The organism is Acinetobacter gerneri DSM 14967 = CIP 107464 = MTCC 9824, assembly GCF_000368565.1.
Lineage (GTDB): Bacteria > Pseudomonadota > Gammaproteobacteria > Pseudomonadales > Moraxellaceae > Acinetobacter > Acinetobacter gerneri.
Genome location: NZ_KB849542.1, coordinates 18,988 through 42,306, shown reverse-complemented (window position 1 = coordinate 42,306; position 23,319 = coordinate 18,988). Strand labels below are relative to the sequence as shown.

22 protein-coding genes are annotated in these 23,319 nt (G+C 35.8%); 16 read left to right on the top strand and 6 right to left on the bottom strand.

The window, feature by feature from the left end:
* The first annotated feature begins 86 nt into the window (after positions 1–86).
* The 5 genes from F960_RS05770 (at position 87) to trpB (ending at position 4,148) form a co-directional block, all read left to right on the top strand.
* Positions 87–392: a YcgL domain-containing protein gene (locus F960_RS05770; protein WP_020846688.1), complete on the top strand. Its 306-nt coding sequence runs from the start codon at positions 87–89 to the stop codon at positions 390–392.
* On the top strand, positions 382–801 hold the full coding sequence (locus F960_RS05765) for a hypothetical protein (RefSeq protein ID WP_004860670.1): 420 nt from the start codon (positions 382–384) through the stop codon (positions 799–801). Before F960_RS05770 ends, F960_RS05765 begins: the two co-directional genes overlap by 11 nt.
* A 19-nt stretch (positions 802–820) precedes the next feature.
* Positions 821–1,672, top strand: coding sequence for an AAA family ATPase (locus tag F960_RS05760; RefSeq protein WP_004860668.1), 852 nt, complete (start codon positions 821–823; stop codon positions 1,670–1,672).
* 13 nt (positions 1,673–1,685) lie between these two features.
* Positions 1,686–2,873 (top strand): vWA domain-containing protein, encoded by a 1,188-nt coding sequence (locus tag F960_RS05755; protein ID WP_004860666.1) that lies wholly within the window; start codon positions 1,686–1,688, stop codon positions 2,871–2,873.
* A 66-nt stretch (positions 2,874–2,939) separates the two neighbouring features.
* Positions 2,940–4,148 (top strand): tryptophan synthase subunit beta, encoded by a 1,209-nt coding sequence (gene trpB, locus F960_RS05750; RefSeq protein ID WP_004860663.1) that lies wholly within the window; start codon positions 2,940–2,942, stop codon positions 4,146–4,148.
* A 106-nt stretch (positions 4,149–4,254) separates the two neighbouring features.
* On the opposite strand, the gene F960_RS05745 is transcribed toward trpB, so the two are convergent.
* From F960_RS05745 to F960_RS05735, 3 genes are all read right to left on the bottom strand, one after another.
* Positions 4,255–4,686 carry a CBS domain-containing protein gene (locus F960_RS05745; protein ID WP_004860662.1) on the bottom strand — a complete coding sequence of 144 codons (432 nt, stop codon included), beginning with the start codon at positions 4,684–4,686 and terminating at the stop codon, positions 4,255–4,257.
* A 135-nt stretch (positions 4,687–4,821) separates the two neighbouring features.
* Positions 4,822–5,199, bottom strand: a complete 378-nt coding sequence (locus tag F960_RS05740) for a DUF2750 domain-containing protein (protein ID WP_020846690.1) — start codon at positions 5,197–5,199, stop codon at positions 4,822–4,824.
* 149 nt (positions 5,200–5,348) lie between these two features.
* Positions 5,349–5,582, bottom strand: a complete 234-nt coding sequence (locus tag F960_RS05735) for an SEL1-like repeat protein (RefSeq protein ID WP_004860657.1) — start codon at positions 5,580–5,582, stop codon at positions 5,349–5,351.
* Positions 5,583–5,793: 211 nt separating this feature from the next.
* Here F960_RS05735 and F960_RS05730 point away from each other — a divergent pair, with 211 nt between their 5' ends.
* Positions 5,794–6,150 carry a hypothetical protein gene (locus tag F960_RS05730; protein WP_004860654.1) on the top strand — a complete coding sequence of 119 codons (357 nt, stop codon included), beginning with the start codon at positions 5,794–5,796 and terminating at the stop codon, positions 6,148–6,150.
* A 124-nt stretch (positions 6,151–6,274) separates the two neighbouring features.
* Positions 6,275–6,598: a hypothetical protein gene (locus tag F960_RS05725; protein ID WP_004860653.1), complete on the top strand. Its 324-nt coding sequence runs from the start codon at positions 6,275–6,277 to the stop codon at positions 6,596–6,598.
* A gap of 56 nt (positions 6,599–6,654) precedes the next feature.
* Here F960_RS05725 and F960_RS05720 read toward each other — a convergent pair whose 3' ends face one another.
* A complete protein-coding gene (locus F960_RS05720; RefSeq protein ID WP_004860650.1) occupies positions 6,655–8,208 on the bottom strand; it encodes a M16 family metallopeptidase in 1,554 nt (517 codons plus the stop codon).
* 10 nt (positions 8,209–8,218) lie between these two features.
* The gene (locus tag F960_RS05715; RefSeq protein ID WP_228134731.1) at positions 8,219–9,562 is read right to left on the bottom strand and encodes a M16 family metallopeptidase; all 1,344 of its coding nucleotides are present in this window, start codon (positions 9,560–9,562) and stop codon (positions 8,219–8,221) included.
* A 310-nt stretch (positions 9,563–9,872) separates the two neighbouring features.
* On the opposite strand from F960_RS05715, the gene ftsY reads away from it, so the two are divergent.
* The 7 genes from ftsY (at position 9,873) to F960_RS05680 (ending at position 20,228) form a co-directional block, all read left to right on the top strand.
* The gene (gene ftsY, locus F960_RS05710) at positions 9,873–10,982 is read left to right on the top strand and encodes a signal recognition particle-docking protein FtsY (protein WP_004860646.1); all 1,110 of its coding nucleotides are present in this window, start codon (positions 9,873–9,875) and stop codon (positions 10,980–10,982) included.
* A 314-nt stretch (positions 10,983–11,296) separates the two neighbouring features.
* On the top strand, positions 11,297–14,044 hold the full coding sequence (locus F960_RS05705; RefSeq protein ID WP_004860641.1) for a type VI secretion system Vgr family protein: 2,748 nt from the start codon (positions 11,297–11,299) through the stop codon (positions 14,042–14,044).
* A gap of 45 nt (positions 14,045–14,089) precedes the next feature.
* Positions 14,090–15,097, top strand: a complete 1,008-nt coding sequence (locus tag F960_RS05700) for a T6SS immunity protein Tli4 family protein (protein ID WP_004860637.1) — start codon at positions 14,090–14,092, stop codon at positions 15,095–15,097.
* A gap of 51 nt (positions 15,098–15,148) precedes the next feature.
* Entirely contained in the window at positions 15,149–16,171 is a 1,023-nt protein-coding gene (locus F960_RS05695; protein ID WP_004860636.1) for a T6SS immunity protein Tli4 family protein, read from the top strand.
* A gap of 18 nt (positions 16,172–16,189) precedes the next feature.
* Positions 16,190–18,049, top strand: a complete 1,860-nt coding sequence (locus F960_RS05690) for an esterase/lipase family protein (protein WP_004860633.1) — start codon at positions 16,190–16,192, stop codon at positions 18,047–18,049.
* Between the two features lie 94 nt (positions 18,050–18,143).
* Positions 18,144–19,508 (top strand): hypothetical protein, encoded by a 1,365-nt coding sequence (locus F960_RS05685; protein WP_004860630.1) that lies wholly within the window; start codon positions 18,144–18,146, stop codon positions 19,506–19,508.
* A gap of 123 nt (positions 19,509–19,631) precedes the next feature.
* Positions 19,632–20,228, top strand: a complete 597-nt coding sequence (locus F960_RS05680; protein ID WP_004860626.1) for a nitroreductase family protein — start codon at positions 19,632–19,634, stop codon at positions 20,226–20,228.
* Positions 20,229–20,358: 130 nt separating this feature from the next.
* Here F960_RS05680 and F960_RS05675 read toward each other — a convergent pair whose 3' ends face one another.
* Positions 20,359–21,552, bottom strand: a complete 1,194-nt coding sequence (locus F960_RS05675) for a hypothetical protein (protein ID WP_004860622.1) — start codon at positions 21,550–21,552, stop codon at positions 20,359–20,361.
* A gap of 377 nt (positions 21,553–21,929) precedes the next feature.
* Between F960_RS05675 and F960_RS05670 the strand changes: the two genes are divergently transcribed.
* Together F960_RS05670 and F960_RS05665 are read left to right on the top strand one after the other, a co-directional pair.
* Positions 21,930–22,613, top strand: a complete 684-nt coding sequence (locus F960_RS05670; protein ID WP_004860618.1) for a YccT family protein — start codon at positions 21,930–21,932, stop codon at positions 22,611–22,613.
* Between the two features lie 118 nt (positions 22,614–22,731).
* Entirely contained in the window at positions 22,732–23,256 is a 525-nt protein-coding gene (locus tag F960_RS05665; RefSeq protein ID WP_004860616.1) for a GNAT family N-acetyltransferase, read from the top strand.
* Positions 23,257–23,319: the final 63 nt, after the last annotated feature.

The window sequence follows — 23,319 nt, the reverse complement described above, 5'->3', positions numbered from 1 at the left end:
TACGACTGATGCGTTAATAATCGCTAATGTATCAGTCGTATTTTTGTTGTATGCTGTCTTTTAAGTTTTTAGGTGCTGTTGTGACAATGCATTGTGATATTTACAAATCGAGCAAAAAAGATGAAATGTATCTTTATGTGGCTCGTCCAGATTATCCAAACCAAGATGATGAAGCTGATCCATTAGAAGTGGTCCCAGATACATTGAAAATGGCTTTTGGTCGTGCAACTTTTGTGATGCACTTAGAATTAAGTGAGTCTCGAAAATTGGCTAGAGCCAACATTTTACATGTTCTTGATTCATTACTCACAAAAGGCTTCTTTATTCAAATGCCGCCAGAGGGTTTAATTAATCCTAATGCGGTTGAACCAGAGGGACTACGTGGTGCGTGAAGATCAATCAGGACTTTGGGATAATGCCGTTTCTTTGCTTGATGTGATTCCTGAGGATAGCATTGCAATAGCGGTATATATCGTAGGTGCCTTGATCATTTTGTGGTGTTGGTATGGCGTGCAAAAGCGCCTGCCTCAACCATTGGGTGGTATTAGTTGGGCAGTGGTGTTTGCATTGATCGCAACACCTTCAATTTCAGAAGGACCAAATTCATCTATCGCACCTGCATTTTTTGGATTGCTTTTTGGTGTATTAACAAAAGATGGATCTTTAATTTGGTCAAATTTATCTTTGATCAGTTTGGTACTCGGTTTGGGCTTGGTCATTGGTTATTTTTGGTCAAAATTTAAGATGACTAAAAACACGACTGATCTTAGCTCTAAGACAAATAATTCTTCACCTCTTTAAATAAAAATAAGGTTAAAACATGGCTGTTGAATCTCAACAATTTACTGGAACTGATCAGTACATCGCGACTGATAATTTAAAACTGGCTGTAAAAGCTGCACGTGCATTGCAAAAACCATTATTGGTTAAAGGTGAGCCGGGTACTGGTAAAACTTTGCTTGCTGAACAAGTTGCACAAAGCTTAGGTCTAAAGCTCATTACTTGGCATATCAAATCGACAACCAAAGCTCAGCAAGGTTTGTATGAATATGATGCTGTATCACGTTTACGTGATAGTCAGTTGGGCGATGATCGTGTTTATGATATTAAAAACTATATCAAGCCGGGTAAATTGTGGGAAGCATTCACCAGCGAAGAACGCTGTGTTTTATTAATTGATGAGATTGATAAAGCGGATATTGAGTTTCCAAATGACCTGTTGCATGAACTCGATAAAATGTCATTTTTCGTTTATGAAACAGGCGAAACCATTACAGCGACACAACGTCCTATCGTAATCATTACTTCAAATAATGAAAAAGAACTTCCAGATGCATTTTTGCGTCGTTGCTTCTTTCATTATATTGATTTTCCTGATGAAGCGACCATGCGTGAAATTATCGCAGTACATTTCCCAAATATTTCAACAATTTTGGTCAATGAAGCTTTACAGATTTTCTTTAAACTCCGTCAAGTACCAGGTCTAAAAAAACTTCCATCAACTTCTGAATTGATCGACTGGTTAAGCTTGTTAATGGCTGACGATATGCCAGAAGATGTATTGAGAAATCACGATAAAAGTAAAGCAATTCCACCGCTTTATGGTGCATTGATTAAAAATGAACAAGATGTGCAATTACTCGAACGTTTAGCCTTTATGTCACGACGTTAGTAGGTGATCGCTCATGTTTGTGAGATTATTTTATACACTTCGCAAATACGGTGTTCCCGTCACAACACGTGAATTGATCGACTTAAATCAGGCGATTAGTCAGGGTTTGGTTTTTGCCGATCAGGAAGAGTTTTATCAACTTGCTAAAACAATTTTAGTCAAAGATGAGCGTTTCTTTGACAAATTTGATCGTGCCATTAAAGATTATTTTGAAGGAATTCAAACCTTTGATCTTGATGAGTTGATGAATCAAATTCATAAAATTCCAAAAGAATGGCTTGATTTAGAGTTAATCGAAAAGAACCTAACACCAGAGCAACGTGCGGAGCTGTTAAAAGCGGGTTCTCTCGAAGAATTGATGAAAATGTTGGAAGAGCGTTTGCGCGAACAACATAAAAAACATCAGGGCGGCAATCGGATGATTGGTACTGGAGGCACATCGCCTTTTGGTGCTTTTGGTGATCATCCTGAAGGTGTGCGTATCGGTGGGCCTAGCCGTAAAAACTCTGCTGTAAAAGTTTGGGAACAACGGAAATATCAAAATCTGGATGATCAGCAAGTTCTAGGCACTAGACAGATGCAACTTGCTTTGCGTCGCTTGCGTAAATTTGCCCGCCAAGGCGCTGCTGATGAACTTGATATCAATGGCACGATTCGCGAAACAGCGAAGCAAGGAATCTTGGATGTGCAAATGGTTCCTGAGCGCCGTAACCGTATCAAAGTATTGATGTTATTTGATATTGGTGGTTCGATGGATTCACATATTGCCTTATGTGAAAAGCTATTTAGTGCCGCAAAAACTGAATTTAAAACGTTAGAATATTTTTATTTTCATAACTGTTTGTATGATTATGTCTGGAAAGATAATCATCGCCGTTCTTCATCCCGTATGAATACTTGGGATTTGTTTAATACTTATGGTAAAGACTATCGTGTAATTGTCGTGGGGGATGCTAGTATGGCACCTTATGAATTGCGATCAGTGGGTGGTTCTGTAGAGTATATGAATGATGAATCTGGTGAAGTTTGGCTAAGACGTTTGCGCAATCATTTTGAAAAAACGGCATGGCTAAACCCAGAACAAGAAAGTTATTGGCATTACACACAAACAATTTCAATGATTAAAACACTTTTTGAAGATCATATGTATCCAATGACTTTAAAAGGTATCGAAGATATCACTAAATATTTAGCACGATAATCAAATAGATAGGATCGGGCTAAGCATTATTCGATATGACACAGCCTAACAAAGCAAGGGAAACAAATGGATCATCAAATTAATGGCATTGCTTTACCAAATGAAGAAGGATTTTTTGGAGAATATGGTGGTCAATTCATTCCACCACATCTCAAAGAAGCAATGGATGAAATTAATATCGCCTATGAAGAAATTCGTCATACAGCAGAGTTTCAAGATGAATTGGCGGATTTATTTGCCAATTATGTGGGTCGTCCAAGTCCACTTTTTCATGCAAAGCGTTTGTCTGAGCAACTCGGTGGGGCGCAGATCTATCTAAAACGTGAAGATTTAAACCATACTGGCGCACATAAAATTAACCACTGCTTAGGTGAAGCTTTGCTTGCCAAGTATATGGGCAAAAGCAAAGTGATCGCAGAAACGGGTGCAGGGCAGCATGGTGTGGCATTGGCAACGGCGTGTGCTTTGGTGGGTATTCCTTGTGAAATCCATATGGGGCAGGTTGATATCGAAAAAGAACATCCTAATGTCGTTAAAATGAAAATCTTGGGTGCAAAACTCGTTTCGGTAACACGTGGTACTGCAACGCTAAAAGATGCAGTGGATAGTGCTTTTGAAGAGTATTTAAAAGATCCGAAGAACTTTATTTATGCGATTGGTTCTGTGGTGGGTCCACACCCATTTCCGAAAATGGTTCGTGATTTTCAGGCGATTATTGGTCAGGAGATCAAACAACAATCGCAAGACAGATTCGGTCAGCATCCTGATTATGTCGTGGCTTGCGTTGGTGGTGGTTCAAATGCAATGGGTGCATTCAGCGCATTTTTAAATGATAATGATGTCAAATTGGTAGGTGTTGAACCAGCAGGACATGGACTTGATACGGATATGCATTCTGCGACTTTGACTTTGGGTAAACCAAGTGAAATCCACGGTATGAAATGCTATGTACTGGAAAATGACCAAGGTGAGCCATTGCCAGTTCATTCTATTGCTTCTGGTTTGGATTATCCGGGTGTAGGTCCGCAACATAGTTTCTTGAAAGATTTGGGTCGTGTCGAATATTCAACGGCTACAGATAAAGAATGTCTTGATGCTTTTATGACTTTGTCGCGAGTTGAAGGAATCGTACCTGCACTTGAAAGTTCACATGCTGTTGCTTGGGCATTGCGTGAAGCTGGAAAAATGTCGAAAGAAACCAAAATTGTTGTGAACTTATCAGGTCGTGGTGATAAAGACTCTGATTATGTTGCTGAGAAATTGGGTTTGAACTGATTTCATTCTAAACCTAAACAAAAAGCCAGCGATTGCTGGCTTTTTCTTGTCTTGAGGTTGTTTTTTTTGGAGCATGTTATTCTATGGATCATATTGGGAGCAATACTTATCCAGAAATATACTGTTGTAACTGATGAATTAATTTCTTTTGATCTTCCATCGCAGCTTTGACCAAATCACCTATCGAAACCAAACCAATCAATTGATTATTTTCAATCACGGGTAAATGGCGCAAATGGCGATCAGTCATTAAGTCCAGACAATCTTCTACAGTATGTGATCTTTGAACGCTAATTACACTTGCAGTCATAATTTCAGAAACGTGCGTATGGTCTGATGAACGTTGCATCAAGGCGATTTTACGGGTGTAATCACGTTCGGATAAAATCCCAACCACCTGATCTTGGTCCATCACTAAAACTGCCCCGATCCCTTTATTTGCCATGAGAGAAATGGCTTCGAGTACTGTTGCATCGGGACGGATTGATACTGTTTCTTGGTCTGCTTTTGATTGAAGTACTTGTGCTACGTTGGTCATGGATATTCTTCCTTGCCTTTGTTATGTTGTTTTCTACTAAATTAGCGCTTAATTTGAATATTGCAAATAGCTAACAAACCCAAAAAATGAACTAATAAGTCAAAATTTACAGCTTTTCTCTTGTGATATCCATATTTATGCCATAACAACTTGCGGTTGTGAAAAAAAGAAATGTTTCATTTGTTGTGTGGACAACTTAAATTTCTTTGATGATGAGTTAAACAAAGCAGGGGTGACATTGAGGCGAGTGAGTGTGGGTAATAGTGCATCCTCAAAGTCTTTTGGGGTAATCCTTTTTGGTGTGTAATTAGGCCAATGGATCTTTGCATAACGAAACGCTTGAACGGAATTGAGCCAAAATGGAAAAATATAACCTTCTTGATCCGAACGAATAGCCCAACCACCTTGGTGATAAAGACCCCAGAGTACCCCACAGTACATCATCGTTTTGAGTATTGAAATTTTAATGATAAGTTCTCTTGAAATCGGTTGAAGCTGCGTAAACTTATTCATGATTCTCATATCTTATCTACGGTGATTCTATTGTATGCATTCAATATAAAAGTACAGTTTAAGCTTTGCATTAAATCGTAAGAAATTATTTAATCATTTCAATTTTACAAATTTTAGGGTTTAAAAAACGCCACCTAAGTGACGTCTTATTATGCTTGCAATGTGGCCATTTTTTGCCAATATTGCGCTTTTAACGAATCACGTTCTACGCGAAAACCTTGATAATAAAGTTCTGCTAAGAACATTGCCGCTTTACCATGACCTAAACGTGCTGCATCTTCTAACTCTTTTACCGCATCTACAAAATTCATTTCTGATTGAATTGTATTTACCGCATTTGCATACACATGTTCTAGTTCTTGGTGAGAGATTTGATGAATCATATTAAACTCCTTATTCTAATTATGATGATCATATGGTCATTTGACCTACATACTAATCTATCTAAGTATTATTACACTAATATGACAAATTACGTTATTTGTCAAGCATTATTGGAAGAAAACCCGATTTACTAAGATTACACGATTAAACATTAATCAGTATTATTATTTATTAATATGTATATGAGAATTATACCAAAAGGAGAACAAAATGACAACGACTATTGATGGATTCAATTTCAGTGTTCCTCCGCAAGAAAATGAGGTGGTGGGACTCGCCCAATTTCACAGAAAACAGTTAGATGATGCAATTTTTCATCAGGAAATTCATCTTGGGGATTATTGCTTAGCGCAACGTAAACGTGTGTATGATTTTACAAAAACTTTATCTTTTGAGGATAAACGCAAATTTTATCGTGTATATGACGGGGAGTTAAAACGTTTAGCGGACGATGATGATTTGCATCCAGCTCATGCTGAGGGTGGGCTAAGCCTCTTTGCAGTGTTTTTAGCCTTAGCAATTATTGCACTTATACTGTATTTTGCGGTGATTCGTACCATTATTTAAATGTCATACTCGCCAATTATTAGTGTAATTGGCGAGTATTCACTAAATAGATTTGCTAGTGTTTTATTGAATACTATGTTTTTTTGTCGAGCACGGTTACACTAACCTCAATTCGAGGTTGGTCATGCTTATTTTTAAACAAAAAATTTTGAAGTTTTACTCCCAATTCCCATTTGAAAGTTTTTTAAATACCCTGGTCAGTGTAGTGATCTTGAGTATTGTACTTCTGGCTTTTTTTCAGCTATCGCGACCTATTCAACCTGAACAATTGCAAAATATCGTCAAGCTTTCGCAACAAGCTCAATATCCAGATACCCAGCACATGGCAAAGCAATTGCTACAATCTGAGCAAATCAAGCGTGTAGAGTACTTTCATTTGGTTCGAGCTGAGCGTTATGAGGCTCAGCATACGAAAAAATACCCAGCCTTAAATATCAATAATTATTGAGCACTTTGGCTGGAGTTTTATGGTCGAAGCAAAATACCATATAGTCAATAGGCCAATTAGTGTTTGGCTTTTACTTTGGTTTTGACATTTTCCTTCCAATTATTTTCTTTTGAAAATTCATGGTAAGTATTATTTAACAATTGCAATAATTCTTCCTGATCAAGATCTTTGCTTACAATAACAAAACTCATTTGATCTGGTCGTATATGACGACGTATCGCATTTTGAACCTGTTCAGGTGTAAGTGCTTGAAGCTGCTTTTGATATTGCAGTAAATAATCGGCATTTAAGCCATAGAAGCCAATCGACGATATTTGTGAGTTGGTATTGGCATTACTGCTGTAATTCATCGGGAAGGCTCGAAGCATACCTTCTTTGGTTTCTTCTAATTGTTTTTTGTCGATCGGCTTTTGCACAAAATTGAGCAGGGTTTGATAGGCAATCTGTATGCTATCCATCAACTGGTTTTGTTGAGTTGAATAACTCAAACTAAAAATACCCGAAGCTTGTAGTGCTGTTAAATTACTATAGGCACCATAGGTCAAACCACGTTTCACACGCAGCTCTTGCATCAATTTTGAATTGAAATTTGCGCCGCCAAACATTTGATTTGCTAGGTCTAAGGCAACTTTATCGGGATCATTTTTGGTAATGCTTAACTGTCCCATCATGACGGAAGCTTGGCTTGAATCAAAAGTAATATGTTCGATATCAAAACCTGTTTTAGCGTTCGGTTCTTTGATCGGTAAGGCTTTGCTGCCTTGTGGTAGATTGCCCGCAATACGTTCTGAAATATCCAGTGCTTGTTTGGCAGATAATTTTCCAGTAATGGCGATATTCATATTTTGAGCGACTAAAAAACGTTGTTTGAATTGTTGTAAATTTTCAACGGTAATTTTTCGAATGCTTGCTTGCGTCCCTGAAATTGGTTCAGCATATGGATGATTTGCATATATCGTGCGATAAAATTGGAAACTCATCAGACTTGTTGGATTTTCTTGAACTTGTTTTTGTCCAACTTTGGTATTGTTCCAGACCATATTTAAGCCTGAACTATTCAGCGTGGAATTTTTGATCACATCTAACATCAAAGCCAAAGCAGGCTCTAATTTGTCTGGATCTGACATGACACGCAGTTTGACCACGAACATATCTCGGTAAGCATTGACGCTAAATTTTGCTCCAAGTCTTTGAAATATTGTTGCAATTTGTGTTGCTGTGTATTTTTCAGTGCCCTCAGCGAGAAGTTTTGCAGTCATATTGGCTAGACCAGGCAATTGTTTTGAGATCTCTTGGTCTCGAGCAGAACCCGCATTAAAAGTGAGTTGTATATCAACCATAGGTAAATCTTGGTTTTCTACAAACAAAGTCCGGACTTTAAATTGGTTTGTAAGATCTTGTACAAAGGGGGCCTGAAAAGTAGATTTGTGCGATAAGTTTTTTAAACTTTGTAGTTTGGCAATCGCAGAAATTTGATTTGGATCGTTATCTATTTCTAAGGGCTGATCCACGGCATGTTCAGCATCACGTGTATCCGCTTCGACGACATTATCAGCATAGATCGTAGTGCTTAAACTTAACAATAGGGCAAAGATGGGTAGATGTTTCATATAATGCCCCTTATTGATCGGCTGAATCATTTTCAGGTGAAAGATAGAGCGTACTCAGATTGTCTTTGACGAAGTAAGCATTGGCAATCTTGAGTAAATCTTGTGGTGTGACTTCTTCATAATGTTTTGGTAAATCATCCATTAAACGATAACTCAATCCATTGACCTCTAGCATGCCCATCATTTTCGCCTGACCAACGAGATCGTCTTGGCTAAAAATCATATTGGCAACAAAATTGGCTTTGATTCGTTCAAGTTCATTTTGATCAACCAGTTCCGTTTTGAACTTATCAATCTCTTTTTCTATCGCTTTCTGCGCATTTTCCAGACTTACACCTTCTGCGGGAATTGCGGTAATCGTAAATAAACTGTCACCACGATTGTATGGATCATAGTTGACATTAATGGCAGTGAGTAATTTGCGACCGCGAACTAGACGATCTTGCAATCTTGAAGATATACCGCCATCTAAAAGCGCTTGGATAATGGTTAATGCATAAGCATCCTGTGGATTTTTGGCTGTTTTAAGTGAACGAACATTCCAAGCCATATAGAGATTTGGCACCTGAACAGGCAGTGAAACCTCCATGTGTCGATAACCTAGACGATCATATTCGAGCACATCGTTGCGTTCTGGTGTCTGACGTTTTGCAATCGGTGCAAAATATTTTTCGACTTGTTGTAATGCTGATTCTGCATTGACATCACCAACGATTACCAATGTTGCATTGTTCGGGGTATACCATGTTGAATACCACGTTTTTAAATCATCCAATTTGATATTTTTTAAATTTTTCATATAGCCAATGACGGGTTGGCGATAGTGGCTGGTTGGATAAGCGATCCATTTAAAACGCTCAAAAGCCAAATTGCGCGGATTGTCATCGGTGCGTTGTCGTCGCTCTTCCATTACGACTTTGATTTCTGTTTGAAAATCTGAGGGTTTTAACACCAGATTATTCATACGGTCTGCTTCAAGCTCCAAAGCAAGCGGAAAGTATTTGCTCGGATAGAGTTGATAATAATAAGTATAATTGGTACTGGTTGCTGCGTTAACACTACCACCATAAAGGCGGCTTAAACGGGTAAACTCATCCTCGGGTACTTTTTGCGTACCTTTAAACATCATATGTTCTAAGGCGTGCGATACACCCAATATATTGCCAGACTCATCGCCACTACCCACGCCATACCAAATTTGTGTCATTACAATCGGTGAACGATGATCCTCACGAATAATGACTTTTAAACCATTTTTAAGCGTCGTCTCTACAGTGCTTCGGGAAAGCTGGGAATCAGTTTCTGAATGTGATGGTGTAAAAATGGCATTTAAACTGAGTACACTGCTATACAGCAAAAATTGCTTGATTTTGCAAAGCCGAATTTTAGCAAAAAATAAAACTGGAAAATTTGAAAAAAGCACTAGCTACTCAGAAGATTGGGTATTTTAGAGTTTATTGTTCAAAAATGAATGAGTTAAATCAAGCGCAGAATGTTGCATTTTAGTTTGTATCTCATAGACTTTGTGCTTTTGTTGTGCAAAGTATTTGATTTGATATTGTCAGGCGCTATTGAGTAAGATTCGACATGCGGATATCTCAGCAATTTGAGCTTTTTATGTTAAACTCTTTCTTTTTTAACGTGATGCTTTTCAAGGAATCGGCATGCAACAACAGCAAAATAAATTTTTGATTGATGCGGATATCGGGGATGACGATGTTACATTACCGAGTTTACCAGCCGTTGATGTGCCTATTGCCCAAGAAAATAAGCAAGAACAAATTGTTGCTGAAGAAAAAACAGCTGTAGAGCCTGAACAAGCAGATGCAGCTGAAACGACTGAGAAAAAAGGTGGTTTTTTCAGCCGTATGAAAGAAGGTTTGACCAAAACACGTAAAAGTTTTGCCGATGGCATGGTCAACATCTTGATTGGTGGTAAGGAAATCGATGATGAATTGCTTGAAGAAGTTGAGGAACAACTTTTGGTCGCAGACATCGGTGTTGAAGCGACTAAAACAATTATTGCCAATTTAACAGAGCGTACAGCACGTGGTGATTTGATCTATTCTCACGCACTTTATAAAGCTTTGCAGGAAGAGTTGGTTGCTTTACTTGCACCTCGTGTTAAACCATTACACATTGACCCAAATAAAAATCCGTATGTAATTTTGGTTGTTGGTGTTAATGGTGTGGGTAAAACCACAACGATTGGTAAGCTTGCAAAACGTTTGCAAGGCGAAGGTCAAAAAGTAATGTTGGCGGCAGGCGATACCTTTCGTGCAGCTGCAACAGAACAATTGCAAATTTGGGGCGAGCGTAACAACATTGCGGTTGTATCTCAAGGTCATGGTGCGGACAGCGCTTCTGTGATTTTTGATGCATTTGAAAGTGCGCGTGCAAAAGGCATTGACGTATTGATTGCTGATACAGCAGGACGTTTGCATAACAAGAGCAACTTGATGGAAGAGCTCAAGAAAGTTAAACGCGTGATGCAAAAAATTGATGCGACTGCACCACATGAAATCATGTTGGTCGTGGATGCGGGTACAGGGCAAAATGCAATCAATCAAGTTGAAATGTTTGATGAAGCTGTAGGTTTGACAGGGATTACCATTACCAAGTTAGATGGCACAGCTAAAGGCGGTGTATTATTTAATATCGCTAGCCGAACTCATGTGCCTATTCGTTTTATTGGTGTGGGTGAAAAAATTGATGATTTACGTCCATTCTCAGCCAAATCTTTTGTTGCGGCATTGTTTGAAACTGATAAATAAATTCGCTTAATGAATAAAAAGCATCTGTAGTATACAGGTGCTTTTTTGTGCCTTTAATATAATTGAAAATATTTTATTTATAAAATGGGTAATATTAAAAGAATAGTTATGTGAAATAATTAAAAAGATAATAATCATTATTTTTTTGTTAATATTTTGATTACAAAAAATACAATCAAAATAAAAAGATATTATTCAATAAAAATTATAAATATTTGATGTATTGCACATTATATAAAGTTGACTGATTTGCTTTATAACAAAAGCACTGATAATGATAAGTATTGATTATTTTTTATTCAGAAGAAAATATAATGTTTAATACAATTTCTACTTTATTACAAAATTTAGGGTTTAATTCTACAAATAGGGCTCTTTTATTACATCTGTCAGATCATGAGCTCAATAATAAAGTTGATATACAACGGATTGAAGTTTTTCATGAAATTAATCAAGGTCTTTCGGCTGAATTGATTTGTATGAGTACGGATCCATTCATAGAGTTAAAATCATTTATTGGTTGTAATGTAGCGGTAGATCAGATTACAGACAAAGGACAATATAACCGCGTATCAGGCTTGGTCATCGGTGCAAGTATTGGGCAAAGTGATGGTGGTCTTACGGTTTATAGACTAGAAATTTCAGATGCAACATATTTACTAAAAAAACGTATAAATTCACGTGTTTTTATGAATAAAACTGTTCTACAAATAGTGGAAATTTTATTTAATGAATGGAGCAATAAGTCGAAAGTATTTGCCAGTAGTTTGAAACTGAGCTTAAAAAATGTAGAGCTGGAACGATATGATACGCGCCCTTTTATTATGCAGTTTTGTGAAAGTGATTTTAATTTTTTGAGTCGATTATTGAGAGAGGAAGGTGTAAATTTTTTAATTGATGAACATGAATATTTGCTTACAACAAGTCAGAATAATATTGAGCCTCAGTTCTTTAGACTTATTGATGATAATCGTCATTTTCAATGTTTAAAAAGAAAGAACATTCGTTACCATCGATCAGATGCAACAGAACGTTTTGATACTATTACTTCATTGATTTCAAATCGAAAATTAGGAGCGACAGCGAGTCATATTCAAAGATGGCATTCTCAAGCATACTCACACCAAGAGGGTGCTGGAAAGATATATAGTAAACATAAAAATAGTGCTCAATATACCAACGAACAGTTAAATCTAGAACAATCTATGTTGATTAGCCCTGCTTGGATTGGAGATTTTGAGCAAAAAGATCATGTTACGTCGTCGAGCAATCGTCAAGTGGATCGACTTAATCAACAGCTCATCGACTATGAAGACCTAAATGCGAAGTGTTTTATTGCATATGGCAGTGTTAGAGATGCCCAAGTTGGGTATTATTTTGAGTTAAATGAGCATCCAGAAATTGATCAACAGCATAAAAATGCAAAAGAGTTTTTGATACTGAGTAAATATTCCTATAACCAAAATAATTTTCCAAAAGATATATCAGATCAGCTTGAACGCTTATTTTCGTTAAATCATTGGAATAGCGATAAAGACCGTATCGAAGAAAGACAGGCATGCCAATTAACACTGGTACGACGTGATATAAAAATTGTTCCTAAATACGACCCAATGGGTGAAAAACCATTGGCTAGAATAATGCGTGCAAAAGTTGTGGGGCCTGAAGGGGAAGTGGTACATACCGATCAGGAAGGTCGGGTAAAAGTTCAATTTTTATTTAGCCGAAAAGAAGACAATACGCATGATTCTGGAGCGGGTTCAAATCAGAATAATGCTGACTCTGCATGGCTTGAAACAATGACACCTTGGGCGTATTCGGATGGTGGGGGAATATCATTTTTACCAAGAGTTGGAGAGGAGGTTTTTGTAGATTTTGTACATGGAGATATTGACCGTCCATTTATACTAGGACGATTACATGAAAGTGAACATAAACCTGTTAAGTTTGATAAAAAAAGTATTTTACCTGATAGCAAAAGTTTAAGTGGTATCCGTAGTAATGAGTTTGCTGGTGATGGTTATGGACAGCTCAGATTCGATGATACAGAGGGACAGATTAGTACGCAGCTGCAAAGTAGTTTTGGTGCAACTCAATTAAATTTGGGGAATTTAAGCCATCCGAAAACTGGCGCTGAAAGCGAAGGACGGGGTGAGGGCTTTGAGCTACGATCTGATGAGTATGGCGCAATTCGTGCTGCAAAAGGGATCTTGTTAACTACACAAAGTGCGATTAATGCAGCAGGTAATCAACTTGATCGAAGTGAATTGCAGCAGTTATTAGAAGTACATAAGAAAAATAATGAAGCATTGCTTAAATTGGTCAAAGGGCATGTAACCACAGAGCCTGAACTTGATTTACAAGAAAAAATTGTGACCGATCTTGAAGCATGGGACGGATCAGATTCAAATCCTTATGTTTTACTTAATGCAAAAGATTCCATCGTTGCAAATAGCCAACAAGGCATTGTATTACAAGCACAAAACCATGTGGATATCACTACACCTCGCAGTGTGCAATTGTTTTCTGGACGAAACTTTTTAGCCAATGCATTAAATAAAATCAGTTTATTTTCCAAACAGGCTGGAATGAATATCAAGGCTGGCGGTGGTGATCTCAACATAGAGGCACAATCAGGCAATATGAAAATTGCTGCGCAAGAAAAATTTCATATTTATAACTTAAATGACTTACTTAAAATTGAAAGTGGCAAAGGAATTTTAATTACTTGTGGTGGTGGGTATATCAAAATTCAAGATGGCAATATCGAAGTGGTTTGTCCTGGCTTATTAAAACTAAAAGGGGCACAAACACAAGTTATAAGTGGGGGAAGTATGGCTGCTGAATTAGGGGATCTACCGAGTATGGATATGGAATACAACGAACGGTTTGTGCTCAAAGATCGTTTAGGTCAGGCCATGCCCAATATGAAATATAAAATAGAAACAGAAGATGGGAAAGTAATAGAAGGTGTTACCGATACTGATGGACATACTGAAGATGTAAATTCACTTTCGATGAATAAGGCCAAACTAACAGTTCTCGGTCCAGCTGAAGAATAAATATGAATACATAGCTGTTGAATTTTTAAATTAGGGTGAAAATAAATGAGAAAGTTAGCTAGTGTTTTAGTTTTAACAACAACAATTTTTAATACAAGCTGCAGTTATGCAGGAACATCGCAGCGTAACCAATTTTGGGGGAATATGAATATGATTAATTTACAAGATACAAAAACATGGTGTTTAGGGCGTTATATTTTTGAAGCATCCAAAGATGCCCAATTTTTTCTACAACGAGACGAATATGATTCATTTAAGATAGAAACAAAAAAACTAGGTGCAACCAAAAATGATTTGGAGAAAGAAATCGCAAAAATTATTAAGGAATATACTAGTTATGGATCAATTTTGGTTGATCAAACCGCGGAAGTTTACCATGACCGGGCACTGACGAAAATCATTTGGGCAAAGTTAAGTCCAAAGTCGCCAACAATAGAAGTTTTTGCATTTGTGCTCGATAACGGTAGCTTGTTTAAGATAGAAGGATCATATTCGCGAGAATATGAAGCAAAGAGTAAAGAGTCTATCGAAAATTTGGTACAAAAACTAAAATATAGAAATAATGACAGCATTCCTACCTCAAAAGGTTTTTGTATAAACAATGGCTTTATCAAAGATAATGGTGAAAGATATCGATATGCTGACCAAACTTTAATTTTAAATTTTACTCAGTTTTTAACTGTTGATATCGAGATTCAGACGGAAACAATCAGAGAGTTTGATGGCGGCTTGATCGCGAGAACAACAAAAAACCTAAAAGAAGATGGATTACTTGCAGGATTTTTAACTAAAGTCAAAACAATCAGGAAAGGTAAACGCATCATAAATGGCTTTGCAGGTGAAGAGTGGATCACTGAAGCACCGATGAAAGGCAGAAATGGAGTAGATGTGGTATGGGAGTATCCTGGAATTGAAAATAATAACTTAGCACCAGTTTTTTATTTGAGCTTAACAAATGGTAATGATCTAAAAACAAAAACAGCAAGTATTAGCAATGTTGAAGCGTTAAAGCTTTATGAAAATATATTAAAAAGCATTCATAATTTTAACTAATTTATTTTAATCATAATTTTTTAGATTTGTTTTTTCATGGGGTGAAAATAAATGAAAAAGTTAGCTAGTGTTTTAGTTTTAGCAACAACAATTTTTAATACAAGCTGTAGTTATGTAGGAACAGCGCAAACTAACCAATTGGGGAAAAGTATGAGTACGATCAATCTCGAAGATACAAAAACTTGGTGTTTAGGACGTTACGCCTTTGAGATACCAGCAGAAGCAAATGTATTTGGTCAGTCAGTAAATTTTGATACATTTAGGATAAAAGTAAAAAGTAATGCATCAAAAGCAGACTATGCTCAAGCCGTAGAAAAGATAAGGAATGATTATAAAACTGAGGGTAAACGTATATTGTTAGATGATAAGCCTGAAGTTAAATATGGACAAAGATTAACTAAGATAATACGAGGTAAATATAGCCCAGATCCCTTAGTACCTATAGATGTGTTTGCATTTGTATTAGATAAAAATACATTATTTTTAATAGAAGGAGGGTATGGAAATCGTGAAGCCAATAAACTTCGTAGTGATGAAACAATAGAGCATATAGTAAAAAACTTAAGGGCTAGAGGCGATCATGAGGTTCCAGCAGAAGCTGGGTTTTGTATAGATAAAGGCTTTATCAAAGATTCAGGAGAAAAATACCGTTATAGTATGCAACAGTTTTCATTTGATTTTATTAAATATCCTTCAGTTGTTATTCGTTTTGAAGAAGAGGCAACATTACAACCGACCTTAGAGCTAATTCCTCGCATAACAGAAAAATTATTAAAAGTTGGACAATCGAAGCGTCAAATAGAAAAAGGGACTATTCGCAAAGGCATAAAAAATCAGTCGGGTTCAACAGGATTACAAGGTCAAGAATGGATCACAATTGAGCCGATGAAAGGCAAGGATGGGATTAGTGCTTTATGGGAGCATACAGGGACATCAAGACAATCATTAGACCCTTTAATTAAACTGGAAGTTAATACGGGTTATGAGTCATTTACAAGTAAAACAGCCAGTTTAACTGAAATAGAAGCATTAAAGTTATATGAGTCAATCATGAAAAGTATAAGAAAATTTTAATATAGGGGGACTTAAAAGATGAATACAGAAGAAGCTTATATACATGATGCTTATGAAATAGAGACAGTAAATAATCAAGTTGGTTATATTTCTCAAACTACACCCAGTGATACTAAAACCATATGTGAAGTCAGTCCACCACCACCATTTGTTGTTCCAATTATTTTTATACCAGGAATAATGGGTTCAAACTTAATGAATGAAAATAAGGAGCATATTTGGTATCCTCCGAATGGCATTGCTAAAGGAATAAAAGAAATAAGTTTATGGAAAAAGAAAGATGCAGCAAAACGTCAAACTGAACTTGATTTAAAATCTACAATGGTTGGGTATGATGGTGAAATTAAGCTTAATAAGAAGTTAATCCCATATATTTCACAGGAAATTGCAAAAGATAGAGGTTGGGGATCTGTCTGGTCTAAGGGGTACGGTGAGATATTAATTTATCTAGAGTCTTATCTAAATCATAATCTTATCAATAACATCAAAAATCGTACTGATGATGGTTTTAAAGGGACAGATGAGTGGGAGAAAATAGTAAAAATAGGAAAGATTAAGAAAAAACAGGATCATATCAATAAAAATTGGCAACCAGACAAATTTTTTGAACTTCTTGAAGAGATGGATCACAAGGCATTGGTTAATTATGCTTTTCCTGTTTTTGCATGTGGTTATAATTGGTTGGATACCAATAAAAGCTCAGCAGAATTAGTTGCAGCTAGGATGAACAATGAAGTCATGCAACAGTTAAAAAAAGAATTCCCTAGTTCTATTTTTAAAAAATTTATTATTGTTACCCATAGTATGGGGGGATTGGTCACACGTGCCTTGATACAAAATCCGAGTATAAAAGACAATATCGTTGGAGTGGTACATGGGGTAATGCCTGCTAGTGGGGCACCTGCAGTATATCAACGTCTAACTATGGGGTGGGATGGATTTAAAGCAACCGATGGTGGTTTATTTGATAAAATTGGTGCTTGGGTTGCAGCTCCGATGTTTGGTAAAGACTCTAAAGATTTGACAGCGGTTTTAGCAAGTGCACCAGGAGCCTTGGAACTTTTACCCTTTGCTAATTTTAGAAATAATATTGAAATTCCCAATTCTCCAAAAGCATGGTTAATACTTAAAGCGACAAAAACAAAGAGCCAAAGTAATAATGGTACCATCACGGCATACTTGCCCCAAACAGATGATCCATATACGGAAATTTATAAGAAAAAAGACGTCTGGTGGCAGATGGTGAATGAAGATTATATTGATCCATCGGGACAAATAACTGAAAAACTTGATTCAAAGAATGGAAAAACAGTTTTTGATGAATATACGAAAGTTATTGATGTAGTATTAGAATTACATAACCTTATCAAGGATCATTATCACGAAAATACTTATGCACATTATGCTCAGGATGATGATCATAAGGCATTTGGTCAAGTCACATGGACATGTCACGATAAATTAAACATTAGTACAGAAGATGAATTGATCAATTTAGTAGAAAAATATGGGGTAAATCAAAAGATTCCAGCGACCGATGATGCTTCTGAAGGTGCAAATTCGGCGGAAACACAGTCACGGTTTGTTATCGTACAAAATGATGAAAATGAACAAGATGGCGTTCGTGAGGTCATTTTTGACGAACAATATCAAATATCTAAAAATAACAAAGCGACATTTAAAGTTGAAATTCATCCTACCTCGCCCGGAGATGGGACCGTTTGTTATCAATCTGGTGCGGATACTCGAGCTGAAGGACGAAATTTAAAACAGACATTTGTGATTAATGGCTATGACCATGCTAGTAATTACGCCCATAAAGATAGCCAGCGTTGCACACTATATTGCATTGCTAAAATTGCATTGGATATTAATTGAGGGTAGATGATATATAAAAAGTTTTTTTATTTATATTGATATAAAAATAGTTCTTCATTATTGATTGAAATACAAATATGATGAGATAAATAAAATGTTAAAAAGATTATTATTTACAGTGTTTTTATTTTTTACGATCTGTATCTTTATATTGGTACTATTATTATTTTATTGGCGAATCGTACAAAAAAATCCTACAGATAACCAAATTTTATTTTTAGGGATTCTATTTCCATTTGGATTTTCATTGTTATGTTCAATAGGGTATTTTTTAAAAAAAGGAACAGTGGAGAAAACGGAGAAAAAAGTAAACCATGACCATATACAACAAGAAAATGAAGAAATTAAGTCAATAAAAAATGAAAAGGCGGAAGCAAAAATTCAAATCGTGAAGTTATACTCACCACAGCTTAATAGCAGTTTGGGACATAATGGTGAAATTATACTCAAAGAGAACAATCAACCGATACCGATATTTGATACGGATTTATTTGAAAAAACAAAGTTGGCTATATTTAGTAGCAAAATACAAGATTTAAAAGTGGATGAAAATGATCAAAAATACAATAAATCACATCGAATTAAGGCTATGATAAAGAAGGAATTAATACAGCAAAAGCCGGTTCTAGAAAAAATAGCATTACATTTTATGTTGGCAGAAAAATATTATCGTACTGCTTTAAATCATCAATATAGAATTCATCCTAAATGGAAGGATATGGATTTTACGGAAAGTACTTCAGAAATTATAGAAGATAGTCCAGTAGATTTAAAACGATTAGATATACATATTATTTTGTCTGATAAAATCAAAGAATCGTTACAAGAGCATGATATTAGTAAGTGGATATTGTCTTATTTAGATCAGGTTGGAATCATCGAAGAACAGGTAAAAATATTTTATCTTTATCAGAGTCAGCAAGTAGCTTATGAATATTTTCTAAATATTATAAAAAGTGCCAATAATGAGCAATCAAAAATTGATATTGTTATTTTTGCCGATTCTGGTTTGGATGTAGAGGAACTAAAATATATTATCAATTTTATAGACAATAAATATGCACCTTGTGAATTTTCTGGAAGTTTGTTTTTAATAGCGAATCAAGTTGATATATTGGATATGAATTACTTTAAAAAAATTACATTTGCGAAAAATAATTTATATGAGAGCTTTACTCAATTAAATCTGTTAAAAATCGAACAATATAATGATTTAACGCCTTTTTTCCATCTTATAAATCAACCACCAGATATGAGTAAAGAGAACTTTTTAGAACAATATTTTGCTTTTGTTCCAATTCAGACAAATCATTTGCTCAATTTTGACTATAGCCTCGGTGATACGAAAACTTTACAACTACTTTATCAATTTATGTTTGGTGTATTTATTGAAGATAAAGTGACTATGCATTTTGATCAGCATCACGATGATGAAATTACTGTTATAGGAATGTCATAACATTCGATCATTGCAAATATAGAACGCATTGTAATAATTATAAAGCTGACTAGAACACTCCGAATTTATAAACTGGGCACATCTTAAGAAATATGACCAAAGGGTCAACACAAGGATAATCGCATGTCATTTTTAAATCAGATCAAACAACGCCGTACAGTTTATGCAATTGGTAACCAAGTTTCTTTAGAGCAAGCTCAAATTGAAGAAACCATCATTGATGCAATTAAACACAGCCCATCAGCATTTAACTCACAATCTAGCCGCGCAGTAACTTTGTATGGTGCTGCTCATGTAAAATTTTGGGAAATCGTGCTTGAAACTTTACGTAAAGTTGTTCCTGCTGAAGCATTTGAAGCTACAAAAGGAAAAATCAGCAGCTTTGCAGCAGGTTACGGTACAGTATTGTTCTACGAAGATCAAAATGTTGTAAAAGGTTTACAAGAACAATTTGCAGCTTATGCAGACAACTTCCCAGTATGGTCTGAGCATTCAACTGCGATTGCACAATTTGCTGTATGGACTGCTTTATCAGAAAAAGGTTTGGGTGCATCACTTCAACACTATAACCCGATTATTGATGAAGAAGTTGCTCAAGTATTTGATATTCCTGCAAACTGGAAATTACGTGCTCAACTTGTATTCGGTTCAGTTGAAGCGCCTGCTGCTGATAAAGCATTTATGAATGATGCTGATCGTTTCAAATCATTCAGTGCATAATCGAAAATAGGAGAGTATGCCCTGTAAGCTTAATCCGATTGTAGGTGCATTATCCTTTTTAAAAGCTGCTCTTAGAGCAGCTTTTTTTATTATAAGATTGTAGTTTGAGATATTGATTCAATTTTCATCATTATCTAGTGCCGATAGGTTCATACAATCCTTCACCTTGCCCAATTTGACTTTGGTAAATAGGAATCCAGCGTGAATAAGCAGGGTTGGATTTCCATTTGTTGAGTACTGTAAAACCATTACGGGCGATTGCTATACGGTCTTGTAAAGATGCTAAATTGGTTGCTGATAGAGGGGCACGGATGATGAGGTATGGTGTAAAAATCAACTTAAATTTATTGACCCCTATGAAAATATCACCACGGAGTCCGACATTTTCAAGGCTAAGACTAAGCATAAAATCATTGATTTTTGCAAAATCACGCATCAGTGCTTGGTCCCACATTGGCTGTAAAATTTTCTCTTGTTCATGGATTCCAAAGCCAATCGCAGCATCAGTTGCCAATCTTTTAAACTGTTTATCAGTATTCCCTTTGCTCTTGGCATATTCGTCAGCGACTTTCTGCAACAAAAATGCTTTGCGTAGATTTGCGCCGTATGGAGAAAGCACAGTTGCAAGCTCAGCCGAATCATAGTGTTGATGTAAAATACTTAAACCGCCAATATCTGCCATGACGTCTGCCTGACCTTGGATCAACGCTTGATTTGCCTGCATGATTGTATTTTGCAAAGTCGGAATGTTCTTGCCAGCAATCATGATATTTTGTGAGTTGCTGAGTTTTAATGGGTCTAAAGCATTGGATAATGAAAATGTAAGTGCATAATTTGAACGTACATCATTGGCAACGAATACGCCTAAATTTGGCCAATAAAAATTTGGATTTTTACGACTCAGTGCATCGTAATACATCAAAATAAAAGCATTTGTAGCGAGTAAATTTTTTTGTTGAGCATTGCTGCCATAAGTTTGCGCTGCAAGTTGTTTCACTGTTACAAACTGTTGACGTATTTGCTTACGGATATGTTCGTATTGTTCAGTTGGTGATTGAATAGCTGGGTTATATAAACTGGGTGTATTGTTGGCAATATCATAGAGTTTTCTATATAGATTTTTCTCATTGGCAGAGAGATTCCTCTGCGCCATATTTAATTTTATATTTTGTGTGATTTGCACAAGTTGAAAGGGGGAGATTTGAGTGTTGCTTATGTTATTTGCTGCCTGAGCTGTATGTATGCTTAACGGGCTGAGTAAACTCAACGCGATAAGACTCGCAGAAAGTATTTTTTTTAAATGATTTTGATTTGATTTCAACATGAAACGATCCTTGATTATTTAATTTATGTCTTTGTTTAGAGGCAAAGTAATATTGAACACTTAAATATATTTTTTATTTAAATAAAAAATATATTAAGTATTGGATAGCTAGCTTTGAATTAAATCAGTATAGCTAAGAAGTATGACAGAAATTTTAAAAATAATGATTATTTTCAAATACTTAATATTGTTTTATATATAATATAAATATTCATTTTTTAATAGTTTATTTATTTAATTTCAGATATACGGTTCGTGATAGTACCAATAGAATTACTTTTTCTAGCTCAGCTAAATTTTGTTTGTCATAAAAATGTCACGCATACGTAGCATAGTTCAATAAATTTTTTAGTTTATTGACACGAGATACGTTAAAGATGGCATTTAAAATGGGTTTGGCAGCAATTGGCCTGATGATGAGTAGTTCTATTTTTGCTGCAGTAACAATTTCAGCTCCTGAAGATATTGTAATTTTGGCTGTCAATGACCAAGAAGTAAATGCGGGAATTTTAAGAACAAAAAAAAATGAATATAAAGTTGATCCAGGTCAAGTCTCATTAAGTGTACGCTATCAAGGTTATTTTGAGCATATGGATGGTGAACATGATATTTTAAAATCAGGTGTAGTCACCGTTACAGCACCAAATCTTATAGATGGGCAAAAATATAGTATAAGTTTGGTGGGGGCTCCACGCAATTTTGATGAAGCAAAAAAATTTGCTGAACAACCAACAGTTGCAATTTTTGATCAAAATAATAAATTGATTGTTCAACAAACAGGTGCAAATAACCAAGCAAAACCGTGGTTTAAAAGTGGGGTCTTTGGTCGCGTATTTGATTTGACTCAAGATACCAAAACGCCTAGTAACCAACCACAAGCAGTCTATGCAAACCAACCTCAGGCAGCTGTAGTTGCAAGTGCTACACCTGCACCAGTTCAAACAAATGCTGTGCAACAGCATGTTTCAGCAAACTCGGCTGATCAGCAAATGATTGAAATTTGGCAAAAGGCATCTAAAGCAGAACGCCAAAGATTTATGTCTTGGTTGGCGAATCAATAATTTTGATTGTGTAATTTTATAAAAAATAAGAAATTTTTCTAGAAAAGTATTTATATTCTTTAAAAATATGATAAAAGATCGTGATAAGAACGATCTTTTATAATTTTAAAAGGATGATATGAAGTATAGATTTGCACTTAATAATGACATTCCTAATTTAGTTCGTTTAATAAATAATGCATATCGAAATAATATTGATAAAAGCTGGACGAATGAAACCCAATATGTCTCGGGCTCAAGAATTACACAAGATCAATTATTTGAGGAATTGAACAAGCCAGGGTTTTTATTGATGGTTATAGAAGGCCCTGATACACGATCAAAGCAGTTAATTGCTTGTATTGGAATAACATTTTATGAAACATACGCAGAAATAGGAACCTTCTGTATAGATCCATCTTTTCAGCAAGCTGGTATAGGAAAAACTTTGTTGGGTAGGGCTGAGCAATTTTTACAAATCTACAATTCAAACATAAAAGCAATCAATATGTATGTGCTTAATGTACGTGAAGAACTTATCCAATACTATGAACGCAGAGGATATAAGAAAACAGGATTGATAGAAGACTATCCTCTAGATGCAAACCTAGGGATGCCTTTATTGGATTTAAATTTGATTGAAATGCAAAAAACGCTGATTTAGCATTTTGCTTATATTCGTAAATTTTAAGTCTAGACATAAAAAAGACCTCAATTTGAGGTCTTT